This is a genomic window from Phycisphaerae bacterium, assembly GCA_012729815.1.
Classification (GTDB): domain Bacteria; phylum Planctomycetota; class Phycisphaerae; order JAAYCJ01; family JAAYCJ01; genus JAAYCJ01.
Genome location: JAAYCJ010000285.1, coordinates 1 through 15,487 on the forward strand (window position 1 = coordinate 1; position 15,487 = coordinate 15,487).

Annotated in this window: 17 protein-coding genes; 9 read left to right on the forward strand and 8 right to left on the reverse strand. The window is 62.7% G+C overall.

The window, feature by feature from the left end; translation table 11 throughout:
* From GXY33_18325 to GXY33_18360, 8 genes are all read left to right on the forward strand, one after another.
* Positions 1 to 1,252, forward strand: a 1,252-nt coding sequence (locus GXY33_18325) for a hypothetical protein (GenBank protein NLX07096.1), incomplete at its 5' end; no start/stop codon positions are given.
* A gap of 146 nt (positions 1,253 to 1,398) precedes the next feature.
* Positions 1,399 to 1,749 carry a PilZ domain-containing protein gene (locus GXY33_18330; protein NLX07097.1) on the forward strand — a complete coding sequence of 117 codons (351 nt, stop codon included), beginning with the start codon at positions 1,399 to 1,401 and terminating at the stop codon, positions 1,747 to 1,749.
* Between the two features lie 145 nt (positions 1,750 to 1,894).
* Positions 1,895 to 2,620 carry a hypothetical protein gene (locus GXY33_18335; GenBank protein NLX07098.1) on the forward strand — a complete coding sequence of 242 codons (726 nt, stop codon included), beginning with the start codon at positions 1,895 to 1,897 and terminating at the stop codon, positions 2,618 to 2,620.
* A gap of 253 nt (positions 2,621 to 2,873) precedes the next feature.
* Complete coding sequence (locus GXY33_18340) at positions 2,874 to 3,194, forward strand: PilZ domain-containing protein (GenBank protein ID NLX07099.1); 321 nt, start codon at positions 2,874 to 2,876, stop codon at positions 3,192 to 3,194.
* Positions 3,195 to 3,323: 129 nt separating this feature from the next.
* Positions 3,324 to 4,781: a menaquinone biosynthesis decarboxylase gene (locus GXY33_18345; protein NLX07100.1), complete on the forward strand. Its 1,458-nt coding sequence runs from the start codon at positions 3,324 to 3,326 to the stop codon at positions 4,779 to 4,781.
* Entirely contained in the window at positions 4,751 to 5,548 is a 798-nt protein-coding gene (locus tag GXY33_18350) for a ubiquinone/menaquinone biosynthesis methyltransferase (GenBank protein NLX07101.1), read from the forward strand. The genes GXY33_18345 and GXY33_18350 overlap by 31 nt, the downstream gene beginning before the upstream one ends.
* A 6-nt stretch (positions 5,549 to 5,554) precedes the next feature.
* On the forward strand, positions 5,555 to 7,360 hold the full coding sequence (locus GXY33_18355; protein ID NLX07102.1) for a hypothetical protein: 1,806 nt from the start codon (positions 5,555 to 5,557) through the stop codon (positions 7,358 to 7,360).
* Entirely contained in the window at positions 7,353 to 7,943 is a 591-nt protein-coding gene (locus tag GXY33_18360) for a UbiX family flavin prenyltransferase (GenBank protein ID NLX07103.1), read from the forward strand. Before GXY33_18355 ends, GXY33_18360 begins: the two co-directional genes overlap by 8 nt.
* Positions 7,944 to 8,113: 170 nt before the next feature.
* Here the strand turns inward: GXY33_18360 and GXY33_18365 are convergent, their stop codons facing one another.
* The 6 genes from GXY33_18365 to GXY33_18390 all read right to left on the reverse strand — a co-directional run bounded on the left by GXY33_18365 (position 8,114) and on the right by GXY33_18390 (position 11,313).
* Positions 8,114 to 8,257 (reverse strand): hypothetical protein, encoded by a 144-nt coding sequence (locus GXY33_18365; GenBank protein NLX07104.1) that lies wholly within the window; start codon positions 8,255 to 8,257, stop codon positions 8,114 to 8,116.
* A gap of 270 nt (positions 8,258 to 8,527) precedes the next feature.
* Positions 8,528 to 8,872 (reverse strand): iron-sulfur cluster assembly accessory protein, encoded by a 345-nt coding sequence (locus GXY33_18370; GenBank protein NLX07105.1) that lies wholly within the window; start codon positions 8,870 to 8,872, stop codon positions 8,528 to 8,530.
* 80 nt (positions 8,873 to 8,952) lie between these two features.
* Positions 8,953 to 9,417, reverse strand: a complete 465-nt coding sequence (locus GXY33_18375) for a hypothetical protein (GenBank protein NLX07106.1) — start codon at positions 9,415 to 9,417, stop codon at positions 8,953 to 8,955.
* Between the two features lie 60 nt (positions 9,418 to 9,477).
* Positions 9,478 to 9,936 (reverse strand): hypothetical protein, encoded by a 459-nt coding sequence (locus GXY33_18380; protein ID NLX07107.1) that lies wholly within the window; start codon positions 9,934 to 9,936, stop codon positions 9,478 to 9,480.
* A 47-nt stretch (positions 9,937 to 9,983) separates the two neighbouring features.
* The gene (locus GXY33_18385; GenBank protein ID NLX07108.1) at positions 9,984 to 10,448 is read right to left on the reverse strand and encodes a hypothetical protein; all 465 of its coding nucleotides are present in this window, start codon (positions 10,446 to 10,448) and stop codon (positions 9,984 to 9,986) included.
* Positions 10,449 to 10,551: 103 nt separating this feature from the next.
* Positions 10,552 to 11,313 carry a hypothetical protein gene (locus GXY33_18390; protein NLX07109.1) on the reverse strand — a complete coding sequence of 254 codons (762 nt, stop codon included), beginning with the start codon at positions 11,311 to 11,313 and terminating at the stop codon, positions 10,552 to 10,554.
* 669 nt (positions 11,314 to 11,982) lie between these two features.
* On the opposite strand from GXY33_18390, the gene GXY33_18395 reads away from it, so the two are divergent.
* The gene (locus tag GXY33_18395; GenBank protein ID NLX07110.1) at positions 11,983 to 12,855 is read left to right on the forward strand and encodes a tetratricopeptide repeat protein; all 873 of its coding nucleotides are present in this window, start codon (positions 11,983 to 11,985) and stop codon (positions 12,853 to 12,855) included.
* A gap of 3 nt (positions 12,856 to 12,858) precedes the next feature.
* Here GXY33_18395 and GXY33_18400 read toward each other — a convergent pair whose 3' ends face one another.
* Entirely contained in the window at positions 12,859 to 13,857 is a 999-nt protein-coding gene (locus tag GXY33_18400) for a hypothetical protein (protein NLX07111.1), read from the reverse strand.
* 94 nt (positions 13,858 to 13,951) lie between these two features.
* Positions 13,952 to 15,421, reverse strand: a complete 1,470-nt coding sequence (locus tag GXY33_18405; protein ID NLX07112.1) for a hypothetical protein — start codon at positions 15,419 to 15,421, stop codon at positions 13,952 to 13,954.
* Positions 15,422 to 15,487: the final 66 nt, after the last annotated feature.

Genomic DNA, 15,487 nt, shown 5'->3' on the forward strand with positions numbered 1-15,487 from the left:
CGACTGGCGCGACGGCCGGCTGATGATAGCCCCTTCGAGGATCGATCTGCACGAGGTCTCAATGACCGCCGACGGACAGCCGCTCACCCTCGACGGTGGCCTGACCTTCTCCAGCCATCACCTCGACTGCCGGCGGCTCACCGTCTCTGACGACCGCAGCGACCTGAGCGTCGTGGCCGATCTGATGCTCCAACCCGGCGCCGATCCCAACGACCCGGGCCGCATGTTCGGCTCAGCCGAAATCACCAGCCGATACCTCGACGTCGACCGCCTCGCCACCACCGCTCAGAGTGTTCTCAAAACTCTCCTGCCCGAACTGAATGTCCCGCCGACCCAGACCGCCCCAGCCGCCGATCCCTGGATCGTCCGACATCGCCGGACCGTGGACCAAATCCGCCGCTTCCTCGCCGGCTCTGCCGCGCTCCTCGCCTTCCAAACCGACCGCCTGCGCAGGATCGAACCCCGCTCCAACGCCGAGCAGACCATCGGCGATCTGGCCGTCTCACTCGACGTCAGCCGTAACGCCGAAGATGTCCCGCAAGCCGTCCTGCAATTCCACGGCGACCTCAACGACGGCGCCATCAACGGCCGCTTCACCGCCGTTCTCGACGATCCCAACCCGCCGCTCGACCTCCAAAGCCAACTCGTCGAGGTCACCGTCGGCCCGTCCATTCAGCCGCAGATCGAGGACTTCTTCCCCGGCCTGACCGTCAACGGAACCTTCTCCGACGACAGCGACGAACAGGCCCGACTCTTCGGCTGGCCAAACGACATCGACCCCAACCGGATCGTCGGACAGGGACGCATGGCCTTCACCGACGGACACCTCGAAGGCAAAGCCGCGCCCGACTGGGTCACCCAGATATTCCCAGGCCTCAACTTCACCCGCTACAACTTCGCCAAACTCATCAACTGGTATACCAAGTTCGCCGACGGCCGCGTCCACAACAACATGATCTTCCGCGGCTGGCCCTGGAACATCTACATGGAAGGCGACTCCCTGCCCGACAAAACCGTCCGCTACCAGGTCGGCGTCGACCTCATGGCCCGCTACGAAAGCAAATTCTGGTCCTCTGCCGGACAGGGACGCATCCCCCTCTTCTCCACCAGCGGACGCATCGAAAACGGCAAGCTCCTCGACCAGAACCTCGAATACGTCCCCCTCAGCACCATCTACGGACTCCTCGTCAAGACCAATCCCCTCGCCACCGCCTACTACGCCCTGAAGAAACAGCTCGATAAGCCACAGTAATGATATACGCCAGACAATGATCGGAACCCGTCAGACCTCCAAGTCCGATTCAAGAGACTGCTGCAATCCGCCGATCTGTCAACCGTGCGAAAGTCCCCAACGCCGGGCCAAGGGGCAGCGGTTCACATTCCCGGCTGGAGTCGCATATGGCAAAGAGCCGATTGGCTGAAACCCAGGACAGGCGAAGGCACTTCCGCCTCAGATACCCCTCCCGCAAAAAGCCGAAACTGGTCATCAGCGACAAGGAATACGAGATCATCGACGTCTCCGAAGGGGGCGTCAAATTCAGTTGTCCCCAGACCATGGACCTCGGTCCCGATGCCGTTATTCGCGGAGCCCTCGAATTCAGTGATGGTCAGGTCCAGCAACTGCAGGGAAGGGTGCTGGGAATCGAGGTCGTCATGGAACTCGCACAGGGACCGCCCGACAAGCGGGTCGTCAAGGAGCAGATACGAATCCGATGCCAACCCTGCGGACCGGAGCCCGTGACCGCCTGAACGGGCTCGGCCTCACCAGTGACTCAACACCTCGATGGGATGTCTTGACGAAGCGGGACGATCGTCGTGGGGCACGATGATCGAGAGGACGCAAAAATAACACTCTCCGAATGACAGTATCCGCCAAGTGTGTGGAGGCAGCAACATGGATACCTTGGTCGTTGAGTGGGATCAACAACGGTTCGACGGATTCTGGGACGACTTCTCACGGCGCGATGTGGATGGCCAGCGCGACGCGGTGCGCGAGCTGTACCGGCAGGTCGAACTGCTCGTCACCCACGTCCTCGCCGAACTCCAATCGGACAAGCCCGCCGAAAGATTCGTGGCCCTGATGCTCGTCCGTAGAACCGACCTGGCCGCCAAATGCCTGGAACAGGTCATCCAGCTCTCCGACGATCCCGAACCGGTCATTCGCGCTTCGGTCATGACGATACTCGCTACCGTTCCCTGCGAGCAATCAAAACAGCGGCTGCTGGCGGCCCTCGACGACGCCGACCCCCGCGTCCAGTCCAACGCCATCGAAGCCCTCGAGATGGTTGATCCGGACAATATCCACCAGATCGCGGAACCAAAAACGCAGAGCCCTCACCATCGCGTCAGGGCGACCGCGATCAGGGCCGTCCTGAAGTATCACGGAACCGCAGCCTTGACGGAACTGTCCGCCATGCTTGACCATCACGATCCGGCCTTCCGCCTCAGCGCCCTCTGGGCGGTCAGACAGACCTTGCCCCAGCTCCTCATCGAGAAGGTGAGCCGCCTTGCCGGCACCGATCCGGACGCCAAAACGCAGCACACAGCCGCCGAAATCATCAACGGAATCATAGAGTGGGGCGCCGCCCCGTCGCCGACGCTGGAGGAGGCCCTTGCCTAGGCCAAAACGCTTGGCCAGTGGATGATACTTCAGTCTGTCCGGAACAACCCGGTATCCGATCGCCACTTGATACACGCTCCTGTGACGATGCGATAAGTGAGACACCGAGAATGAGAGCCCTGACGCTTCCCCAGCCTGAGGCCCGCGCACCCTTCAAGACAACCCTACAAATGTCCGATCAAAGTGGTAGATATAGCCGTATTTCTGTAGTGGCAATGATCGACCTGGAGTATAAGTTATGTCCAAGTAGCCGCTGGGTGAAGACAAACGCCGACATTTCCGCCTGCGATACCCGGCGGGGAACAAACCCCGACTGATAATCGACGGCAAGGAATATGAGATTATCGACCTCGCCGAAGGCGGCGTCAAATTCACCTGCCCCGGCGTCCCGCGGATCGCCTCCGACGGCAGGATCAAAGGCACCGTTGAATTCCGCAACGGCGAGAGCTTCGAACTCGAAGGTCAGGTCCTCCGGAGCGAGATCGTGATCGTGTTGAACAAGGGCGTCTCCAACAAACGCATCGTCAAGGAACAGGTCCGCGTCCGCTGCCAGCAGGTTGACATGAAGGACTGAGCCTCGCCGCCGTCCGCCAAAACCCCGCCTCCCTGCCCAATCTACCGATGCTTTTCAGCCCGGATCCGCTAAAATGGCGTCTTGATCGGTGACGGCCGCAAACGACGCCTGGTGATCTGGGACCCGGACATGCCTCATCCATACCGTGATCTGCGTGACTTCCTGCAACGGCTCGAAGAGCTCGGCGAACTCCGCCGCGTAACCGCCCACGTCGATCCGCACCTGGAAATCACCGAAATCACCGACCGCGTCGTCAAATCCTCCGGACCAGCCATCGTCTTCGAAAACGTCCGCAACTCCCGCATGCCCGTGGCCATCAACCTCTTCGGCTCCGACCGCCGCATGAAACTCGCCCTCGGCGTCGAGGACTACGTCCACATCACCGACCGGATCACCGAGCTTCTTCAGCCGGAAATCCCCGCCGGCGTTCTGGCCAAGCTCAAAAAAGTCCCCCAGTTGATCCAACTGGCCGGCCTGGCCCCAAAACGTCTCCGCGCCGGCCCATGCCAGGAGGTCGTCCGCACCGACGACGCCCGGCTCTCCGAACTGCCGATCCTCCAGTGCTGGCCCGGCGACGCCGGACCATATATCACCATGGGCCTGGTCATCACCCGCGACCCGACCAACCGCCGCCAGAATGTCGGCATCTACCGCCTCCAGGTCTTCGACGACCGCCGCACCGGCATGCACATCCACCCCTTCCACGACGGCGCGAGAATCCTCCGCGAGTATGCCAGACGCAACCAGCCGATGCCCGTGGCCGTCGCCATCGGAACCGACCCAGCCCTCGTCTACGCCGCCAGTTCCCCGCTGCCCGCCGGCTTCGACGAGATGATGTTCGCCGCCTTCCTCCGCGGCGAGCCCGTCGAAGTGGTCCCCGCCAAAACCGTCGATCTCGACGTCCCAGCCACCGCCGAAGTCGTTCTCGAAGGCCTCGTCCATCCAGACCGACTCGCCCGCGAAGGCCCCTTCGGCGACCACACCGGCTTCTACAGCGAAGCCGGCGACTTCCCCATCTTCGAAATCTCCGCCATTACCACCCGCCGCGACCCGATCTACCACAGCATCGTCGTCGGCTACCCGCCCATGGAGGACACCTACCTCGGATGGGCCACCGAACGCATATTCCTGCCCCTCGTCCGTTCCCTCCACCCGGAAATCGTCGACTACCACATGCCCGCCTTCGGCGTCTTCCACAACTTCCTCGTCGTTGCCATCGACAAGACTTACCCCCACCAGGCCCGCAAGGTCATCTGCGGCCTCTGGGGTCTCGGTCAGATGATGCTCTCGAAGTTCATCGTCGTCGTCGACGCCGACGTCAACGTCCGCGACCTCGACGCCGTCATGTTCGAAGTCGCCGCCAACGTCGATCCGCGACGCGACACCGTCATCGTCGATGGCCCGCTGGACATCCTCGACCACGCCGCGCCCGTCTGCGGCAGCGGCTCTAAAATGGGAATCGACGCCACCCGCAAACTCCCCCAGGAGGGCCATCCTCGCGACTGGCCCGGTCGCATCGAAATGTCACCGGAAATCCGCCAACGCGTCGCCGACCGATGGGCCGATTTCGGATTGCCCGAACCATGACCCGCGACCCTCAACGCCAGCCGATCTGGTCCGACCGACTCCTGGCCGACCCCCACGCCGCACCGGACAAAGCCGAACGCCTCCGAATGCTCTTCGACCTCGTGGCCCCGCGCTACGATCTGGCCAACGCCGTCATCAGCCTCGGCCTCTCCGAGTACGCCCGCTTTCGCCTCGTCCGCCGCATCCGACGCCTCTGCCCACGTCCGCACCGAGTCCTCGACCTCTGCTGCGGACCCGCCACCCTCTCAAAGGTCCTCGCCCGCACGTTCCCGCACGCGAACGTCGTAGGGGCCGATTTCTCCTTCCGAATGCTCCAGACCGCCCGCCGCCGCACGCTGCCGCCCAACCACCGCCTCGCCGCCGCCGACGCCATGGCCCTCCCCTTTGCCAACCGCTCCTTCGACCTGGTCACCTGCGCCTACGGCTTGAGGAACTTCGCCGACCTCGACCGCGGCCTTCGCGAAATCGGCCGAGTCCTCAAGCCCGGCGGACGCCTCGTCGCCCTCGATTTCCAGATCCCGCGCAACCGCCTCTTCCGCCCGATCTTCACCTTCTACTTCCGCCGCGTCCTGCCGCTGGTAGGGGGGCTGCTGACCGGTTCCCTCGGCTCCGGAGCCTACCATTATCTGCCCAGTTCCGTCGCCAACTGGCACAGCCGCGATTTTCTGCTAGAATGTCTACGTAAGGCCGGTTTTCACGAAACCCGGTGCCGGACGGTCGGACCTGACGTGATGGTCCTCCTCACCGGCGCCAAACCGCCAGGCTGACCGACTATGGATCAACCGACAACGCCGACGTCGCCGCCCAGGATCGTCTTCTTCGACATCTGGTCCCGTCCCGGACTCTGGGCCCGCCAGCGGGCCTACATCTTCCTCTCCGTTAACATCTGCGTCTACGCCGCCCTCAACATGTTCGTCTTCTGGATCCAGAACGGCCGAGTCATCGACTTCTCCTGGGAAAGCTACGGCGCCACCTACCACAAAACCCTGATCGACATGGTCGTCACCCCCCTCAGCGTCCAGGATACGCCCGTCCTCATTCCCATCGTCGGCATGCTCATGGCCGTCGTCATCATCGTGCCCATCCTCATCTCCCAACTCTACGGATTCCGCTTCTCCATCATCTTCGCCGCCGAAGCCCTCGTCTTCGGCCATCTGCCCGTCCTGAGCCTCTTCCTGATCGCCTGCAGCTTCATCGCCGGCGCCAGCAAGCACATGCTCCCCTTCAAGTTCGGCGTCGCCGTCCTCTCGCTCCTCCCCATTGCCATCTACTTCTACGTCGCCACCCGCGGCGCGCCCGCCCTCCAGATGAAGCTCGTCGATCCCACCCTCCTCTACGCCCCCTGGGTCGTCGCCTTCGTCGCCGCCGCCGCCATCGCCGCCGCCGTACTCGCCTTCGCCAAGCTCGTCAAGTACCGGCCGGGAGGCATCCTCATCAGCATGATCCCCTTCTTCGCCATTCCCGGTCTCCTCTTCCACCACTACATCGGCGCCGACCAGCTCGAATTCCGGCTCCTCGCCCGCCACTACGGAACCGACGGGGAAAACCTCTCGATCGACGTGACCCAGAAATTCCTCCAGGAGACCGTCAGGTCCTGGCAACGCTTCAAGCTCCGGGACTTCCAGGCCATCCTCGACATGGCCCAGCAGATTTTCCCCTCCGTCGCCCAGGAAATCACCCACAACCACCGCATGGCCATCATCGAAGCCTGCCAGCGATTCCAACGCCAGTTCGGCGCGTCCCACTTCCTGCCCAACTGCCTCTACGTCCGTGCCCTCGCCGAGGACATGCGATTCGACTATACCATCCTCATGCAGGACTGGCAGGTCTCCTTCCACACCGACCTGGTCAGCCCCACCAGCCGACTCCTCTGGCGGCAGTTGATCGACGAGTACCCGGATAGCCTCTACGCCCAACCCGCCCGTTACCGACTCGCCGTCATCGCCACCCGACGCGGACAGATCGACCAGGCCGTACGCCTCCTCTCCGAACTCGTCGACCACGACGCCGCGCTCGTCGGACAACCTCAGACCATGCCCGCGGAGTCCGGAACCCTCCGAAACATCTTCGTCCGACGACGCGAATCCGCCATCCCGCCCGTCGATCTCGCCGCCGTCAAACGAAACGCCGAAAAACTCCTCGAACTCATCCAGAACAACGCCGACGATCCCAAATTCGGATACAAACCCCTCGCCGACCTGCTCAACCTCGACCCGCATCACCCCAAATGGCGAACCCACCTCCTCGACCTCGCCGTCCGCTATTCCGGAAGCAAACTCCACGACGACCTCCTCGTCCTCTACGCCGTCAGCGAACCCGACCCCCGCTCGCGACAGCGAACCCTCCAACGCTACGCCGACCAGTTCAAGGATCAGGACGCCGGTGCTCTCGCCCTCTTCGAACTTGCCCGAACCACCCGCGCCCTCGCCCTCGTCGATCTCGACCCAGCCGCCGTCCAAACCGCCTCCGATTTGTTCCATAGAGTCATCCGCCAGTACCCGCGACACCAGAGCCTCTGCCAGCAGGCCATCGAGGAACTCGCCAAACTCGCACAGTGGGGGGACTTCCGCCATGAATGAACTCGCCCGACCCGGTTCTCTGGTCCTGGCCGTCTGCGGGGCCAGCGGACAAATCTACGCCAGAGCCGTCCTCAAGGTCGCCGCACGCAACAACCTCCCCGTCGACCTGATCCTCTCCGCCAACGCCGTCGCGGTCGCCGCCGAGGAACTCGACGGCCACGACCTCGACTCCGGCCTCAACGCCCGGATCCGCCGGCACCCTAACCTCAATCTCCACTCCCCCCTCGCCAGCGGCTCCCACCGAACCGCCGGCATGATCATCTGCCCCTGCACCCTCAACACCCTCGGCGCCCTCGCCTCAGGACTCTCCGATAACCTCATCCGACGCGCCGCCCAGGTCCACCTCAAACAGCGCCGGCCCCTGGTCCTCGCCCTCCGCGAAACCCCGCTCGGACTGATCGACCTCGAAAACCTCGCCAAACTCGCCCGCGCCGGAGCCGTCGCCGCCCCCCTGTGCCCGCCGTTCTATCACAAACCGCAAACCATCGAACAACTCGTCGACTACACTGCCGAACGCCTCGTCGATCTGATCCACCCCATCCCCCTGAGCTTCACCTACACCGGCAACCTCTCCCACGAATAATCGTTCACGGGAAGAAATCGCCGCCGGGAAGGACACGCTCGCGCGTCGATATCGGAAAAATAAAACCGGGCGCGCCGTCCCCCCTTCGACGCGCCTGGTTTTGGCTTTCAATTCGTCCCAGACGCCGAAGGACTTTGGAGACCATCCTGCAGCGGACGATTCCAAAGGCGCTAATTCGCATTGAGTTTCTGATCGGGCCTCAATAGCCTCGTCGCCGCGATGGCCCACGCATTCCACAACCGGCTGTCCAACAGGTCCGGAAAACCGCTGAGCCAGCCGCCATCGCTTCGACTGTCGCTCCGCCTGAAGATCAAGTGGCAATTCCTCAGGCCGCGTCTCGAGTGGTGCACTCCAGAGAAGATATGTCGTCTACCACAATCACACTTTACTTTCCTCAACCAAGAATGTCAATCCATTTCCGCCCGCCCCCCAAGATTCTCGGCCCCTCAGCCGTCAACCCCTCATTCTGCACTCGGGTATGCTCTCTTTCTGATTCCTCCCTCCGCGTGTTCCGCGTGCTCCGTGCCGCTCCCACAAGGAACACCTTCACCCCAACCCACAACCCACAACCGCCGTGCCGCCGCCTACAACCCAAAGCTCATCCCGCAAGGGCACGTCGAGCCCGCGTTCGGATTGTCGAATACGAACCCGCGGCGCACCACCTCATCCCGAAAACCCACCGTCGTCCCCGCCAGGTATAAACGGCTGAGCGGATCGCACACGATCCCGATCCCGTGCGACTCGAACTCGCAGTCCTCCGCCGCCGGAACCGCCGCCGTCACGTCCACCACGTATGTAAAACCGCCGCAGCCGCCCGCACGCACCGCCAGACGCAGATACGTCTGACCTTTCATCGCCTGCTCCACCGCGATCCGGCGAACCTCCCTCGCCGCCTCCGCCGTCAGTACGATCGGCCGTTCCCCATCCATAGCCATCCGTCTCCTCGCTCAAACAAAAAAGCAGGGAAGATCGCCTCCCTGCCCGGACAACCCGCCGATAGCCGCCCGACTCACTTGGTCCTGCGATACTTCTCCTGCCACGCCTCCGAATAGCTCACCCCGCAGTTGGGGCACCGGTCGTCGAACGTCTCGCCGGCCATCGGGTCCATGTCGAAAATAAACACCTCCTCGCACCGGGGACACTTCACCGCCTGCGTCAACTCCTGCTCCCCGCAGTACGGGCAATCCAGCTTCATCGGGCCCATCATCGGACCCATCTGCTGCGTCTCTTCCATCGTCTGAAGATCGCCCAGCGTCTTCATCACGATCGCCCCGCACGCCTTGCACTTGAACGCCACCTCCTTGGTCGGGTCGAACTCTCCCCCACGCCGGCTCGATGTGTGCCACACCGTCAGCATCGCCATCAGCACCACGCCCAACGCCAGCAGCACCAGCGGGGCCGGCAGCCCGCCCGAACTGCCGCCGATCGTAATGCCGGAAAACGCCCACCGGCACGACAGCACTCTATCCCTCATGATCCACTCCCTTTGCTCGCATCGAACGTCCGCCTCAAACGTCCGGTCGGGGCATCCATCCTACTTGCCCTTGCGATACTTCTCCTGCCACGCCTCCGAATAGCTCACCCCGCATTTGGGACACCGATCGTCGAATTCCGTCATCTGCATCGGATCCATCTCAAAAATGAACACCTCCTCGCACTGGGGACACTGCACCGCCTGCGTCAGCTCCTTCTTCCCGCACTTCGGGCACTCCAGCTTCATCGGACCCATCATCGGACCCATCTGCTGAGTCTCCGACATCGCCTGCAACTCTCCCAGCGTCTTGTGCGCGATCTCGCCGCACGCCTTGCACTTGAACGGAATCTTCCTGTTCGGGTCGAGCCCGTCCCCCGGATTGATGCTCTTGTACACCGTGATCAACGCCATGACCACCACCACCACCGTCAAAACCACCACCGGAAGAGGCTGACCCCCGCCCGCGCCGCCGATACCGACTTTCAACGCCGCCCATCGGGAAACGAATCTGTCCCTCATCGCTTGCTCCTGGTCTCTGTGCCCAACTTGGCCAAAACGCCAAGCCGCTACTTGCCCTTGCGATACTTCTCCTGCCACGCCTCCGAATAGCTCACTCCGCATTTCGGACACCGGTCGTCAAAACTCGCCCCAGCCATCGGATCCATCTCAAAAATGAACACCTCCTCGCACTTGGGGCACTTGACCGCCTGCGTCAACTCCTTCTTCCCGCACTTCGGGCACACCAGCTTCATCGGGCCCATCATCGGACCCATCTGCTGAGTCTCCTCCATCTGCTGCAAATCGCGCAGCGTCTTGTTCACGATCTCATTGCACGCCTTGCACTTGAACGGAATCTCCTTGCTCAGGTCAATCCCGCCGCCCGGGCTGATGCTCGTCTTGTACACCGTAATCAGCGCCATCACCACCACGACGACGGTCAGCACCACCACCGGCAGCGGTTGGCCCGTGCCGCTTCCACCGATGGTGACGTTCAACGAGGCCATCCTGTTCAGTAGCGACCTGTCCCGCATGATCCGATCCTTTCGTTGAAGCTGGTAAAGTCCGATGCGACTTGTTCTGGTGCCGATCCGTTAACAGGGTCCAAGTAAAATTATTGCAGAATGTCCACTTAATTCAAGTCAATTCCTCTTCCGCAGCCGTCCTGCCGCCCTCCGAAGCCAACTCGACCAGAACCAGCTCCGGCTTCGAAAAAAAACGAAAACTGAACGGACCGCTGTAGCCCAGGCCCGCCGAAACCACCAACGACACCCCGCCCACACGCGTCAGACCGCGCCCATGCCGCCAGCCCAGGTGATCGTTCGTGAAAAACGGCAAGCCCGGCACCCGAATCTGACCCCCGTGCGTGTGGCCCGACAGCACCACGTCCGCCAGATCGCCCACCAACGCCGCCGTCAGCGGAAAATGACCCAACACCACCGTCGGCTCGCGACCCTCCACCCCCCGGAACGCCGCGCAAACGTCCGTCGCCGCCCAACACCTCTGGTCCAGACCCACCACGTTCAGCCGATCATCCCCTCGCTCCAGACGCATCAGATCATTATTCAACCACCGAATGCCGCCCTCTCCTTCTCCCAGGCCCACCGCGCCCGAATCGTGATTGCCCAGCACCGCTACAAATCCGTCCCGCGGCGACAGATTCGCGGTCAAAACCTCCAAAAAGGCACGGCCCTCCTCCACAAAATCAGCACTGTGAAGAACATCTCCAGTCAATACCACCAAATCCACCGGTAAGTCCCGGACCCGGTCAAGAGCGTCCTCCACCGGGCACGGACGGCCCAGGTGAAGGTCCGACCATTGTAAAATACGATAACCTTCGAACCCGGTTCCCAGATTGACAATCGGGACCCGATACCGGTGCAACGCGACTTTGCTCATGCGCAGAATCCATAACTCGACCGACCCCACAAAATCATACCCGCCACACCCGCCGATTTCCCCAACGGATCTTGATAAAATTATACTTTAACATTCTCACAAACCAGCCTGGACGGGCCTCCGCCACTACATCGACCAATCGATGCTGATGACAATAAATAATTTCCATTTTAGCGCGACCTCCAAGACCGCTTTTCCAGTATAATGCATATAGACAAAGACAAACTTCCGATATTCCCAAAGCATAGGCATAATGCCTGACGATACTGTCAGTACCGATGAAGTTTGTGTGCTACAGTTGAGGCCATAAGGACGATGGCTATGGAATCCCGGATACGGCTCTTGCTGATGCTTTCCACGGTCGCGGTCACTGCCGCACCGGCTCTGACACAGATTCGCGATGTGGGCAGCGGCGCCTATCGACCCAGCAACTCGATCGGCCAGTTTCGCGGTCGCCTCGGTTCAAGTCTTAGCAGCTACAACTTCCAGACCCCCGGCTATTCATCTCGGGCCGCCGACGTCTCAACTTTCAATCGCCCCGGCTTCGGTGGCTTCGACTCCGGCGGCGCCTCCGGAGTGGGGGGCCTGCCCAGCTTCTCCTCACCCGGTCTCCCCGGCTTCGGCCCCGCCACCCCAGGCTATAGCGGCGGGGGGGGACGCATCGCGGGCATGAATCTGGCCCCTATCGCCTCCGCCGGTCCCGCCACCGCGATGACCGACCTCGTCCTCCTGCCCGAATCCGGCGATATCTGCGAGTACGACCCCCTCGCCTGCGACCTCGACGATCCCCAACTCCTCATGCCGATCACCGGACCGCTCCTCCAACAACCCGACGCCGACGCCTCACCCGCAACCGACTCGCACGACAACCAGCGGGATTATAGCCGATCCCTGCTCGCCGTCCCAACCTACACCGACACCGGTTCCCTCGTCTCCCAGCGGACCAACCTCTACATCGCTCGACAGATGGCCGCCGCACGCGACCTCGTAAAAAACCGCCGCTTTGACCAGGCCTTAAGTTCCTACCAGGCCGTCATCAACCTCGACCCGCAAAACCCCGACCCCGTCATCGGAACCATCCACTGCTTCCTGATGACCGGAAGCTATAAAGCCGCCGGACTGGCCGTCCTGCGACTCGCCCGAGTGCAGAACAGCTTCTGGACCAAACCGCCCGACTACTACCTCGTCTTCGGTATCGACAGAACACGAATCCTCGACGACCTCGACTCCATACAGGACGCCCTCGACCTCTACATCGGAACCTACGGCGACATCGGCGGAAGCGAAGGCCACACCAGAAGCCACGGCATGCTCTCCTGGCTCGGCGTGCTCTACATCGGATGGATCAACAATGACGAGCAGGCGGTAAAGGATGCCGTCAGCCGCGCCGCCAACGCCGGACCCTTCCACACCGAAGTCCAGGAACTCTACCGACAGATCACCGGCGACCAGTCACGCCAGGTCGTCTCCGTCGAAGACCTCACCCCCGTCGGAACGCTCCCCGACTTCCTCCAGCCGCGCTCGCCCGCCAACCAACCCTAGCCGCTAACCGTCCGCCCGAACCTGCACCCGCTCCAGCACTTCACGGCAGTATCCGCACGCCTCGCAGTCCTTCGCGCACGACGCCGTCCGCTCCCACCAGTCCGCCGGAAACCGCCGGTTGTCGATCGCCTGCGGCGCCAGCAGCGGCCCGTAGCCCGGCTCCATCAAATCCAGCAGATTGCCGTAAAACCGCTCCGCACAATACGCCGCCACCACCGCCCGCGGCCGCGAGTGCATCCGCGTCGCCAGCTTCGCCGTCGAAAACCACCGCTCGTACCGCCCGATGTCCTCCGGCCGTACCCACGACCCGCACAACAAATGCACCCAGTTCTCCCGCCTTGACAGAAACTCCCAGCACGGACTCGGCCACCTCTGCCCCACGTGCTCCACCCCGCACATCTCCGCCTCGTGGGCCACGAGGTTATCGTGAAACGTCTGCGTCGAACACCAGTTCAGACACCCGCTGTTGACCAGGATGTGCAGTTCCTTGCCCCGCTCATCGCACCACGCCTTCAACCGTTCGATCCGCCGCGCGTCCCGATTGTACTCCCGCTGCATGTAAAACCCGTCGAACGCATCCGCCACGTACGCCATCCCCGCCGTCGTCCCGATTCGCATATTCACCGACGCCCGAATCGCCAACTCTGGAAACGCCTCCTTCAGCGTCCGCGCCACAAACGGCGACGTCGTCGTCACCGCGATCAGATTCTGCGCGTCCAACAGATGCCGCACCTGCCCCCGCACCCGCTCGGCCAACTCCACCGACACCGCCTTCGCACCATAGCACGCTGCGTTCACCAGCAGCACCAGACCAACCCCCATCCCAGACAACTCACCCAACTCCGCCTCCAGCACCTCCCGCCCATCCTCCTCCAGCACCGACCGGCCGCTCGCCTCGCCCGGCCACGCAAAATACACCTCGCCGATCCGCTCCCGAAACTCGCGCACCACCTCCACCACCGACTCGTCATCCGGATACCGATAACCAATCGAATACCGCATCGCCATAAGACCAATTATACCAAACCGCCAACCCTCTCGACACCGCCTCCGCCGCGGCTTCCGTCCAAACGCTGCAACCTCCCTCAGCGCCGCCTCAAAGCGATCGCCACGCCTTCGCGATCTTCCGCAAATCACCAAGCCGAATCGGCAGCGTCACCGGCGCCTCCCCAAACGACCGCACAAAATGCTCCGCATAAAAAACGCACGGCACGCCGTACCGACCGCTCTGCATCGTATAGTCCAGCCACTTGCCGTAATCCGCGTGCACCCAATCGTCCATATCGATCGGCGCATCCGGATGCACCGCCGACGACAAATCCGCCCGCGCCTTCATCGCCGCCAAAACGTCCACCTCCACCGACTCCGTATCGTGCAGCCGCACCATGTCGAACACGCCCTCAAAATACGGATGCACGATACTGCTCGACACCAGACAATCCCTCTTCGCCGACTTCGCCGCGTCATAAATCTGCTTGTGCAGATCGTACAGCAACTCACAGCCCCACGCACTCCCCGCAAACTCGATCCGCGGATGCCTCTCCAACGCAAACGTCCGACCAAACTGCGCCCCGCCCCGCAACACCCGCTCCGACGGCACAAACGCAAGCTGATCGATCTTGAACCCGTCCGCCCCCAACCCGTCCTTCCCATCCGACAACAGCCGCCCCACATTCTCCCGCAAAAACGCCCGATACCCCTTGTTCGTCGGATCGGCCACCAGCTTCGTCTTGCCCGCGAATAGGCACCACGCATCCGGCAGCCCGTCGTTCAGCCACGTCCCGATCCACAACAGCACCTTCCGCCCCCGCGCGTGCTGCCGCGCGATAAACCCGCGCAAATCCGGCCACTTGATCGGGTCCGCACGCCATACCCCCGCCGGCGACCAGCCGGCGTCGATAATCACCGTCCCAAACGGCACGCCCGCCTCATCCAACCGATCAATCCACCGCTGATAAAGCCCCTGCGTGCAATACGCCAGCGCCCGCGCCTCCGCACCCGGACCCTCCAGAAACAACGACATGCCCACCTGATCGCCCCAGCCGCAGTAAATCGGCCGACGCCACCAGTCCGGCTGATCCGACCGCGCCAGACGCCGCTTCGCCGCCGACGGATACAACTCCGCCATCCCGCGCGCCAGAAGCTCCATCCGACCCTCACCCTCATGCCCCGGGATCGCGCACACCTCAACGTGCCCGCTCGCTTCCTCCACCAGCGTATGACCCTCCAGGTCGATCGCCACCTCCACGCCGCCAGCCGTGCCCGTAAAATCCACAAAATTCCACCGATGCCACCCCGCATCCGCCCGCACAGCCACCAGCGCCGAACGTCCCTCGCCCATCGCCACCACCGCGAACGGCGTCGGCGTCAGCTTCGATCCCGCCTCCTGCGTCACGTGCGTCCCGATCGTGATCGTCTTCGGAACCGGATACGGCTCGACCCGATGATCCCGCGACGGCGACGGACACCACACCGCCTCCACCGCGAACCCCAACCCCTTCGCCGAAACCCGACCCTTCAGCCATCGCCCGCCAACGCCGCGAACCGCAAATGCTCTTCGATCCACGATAGTCCCTTCTCAAACCCAACGCCCAACGCGCCAAACCGCGCCGCACCTCAAGCCCAACCCGCC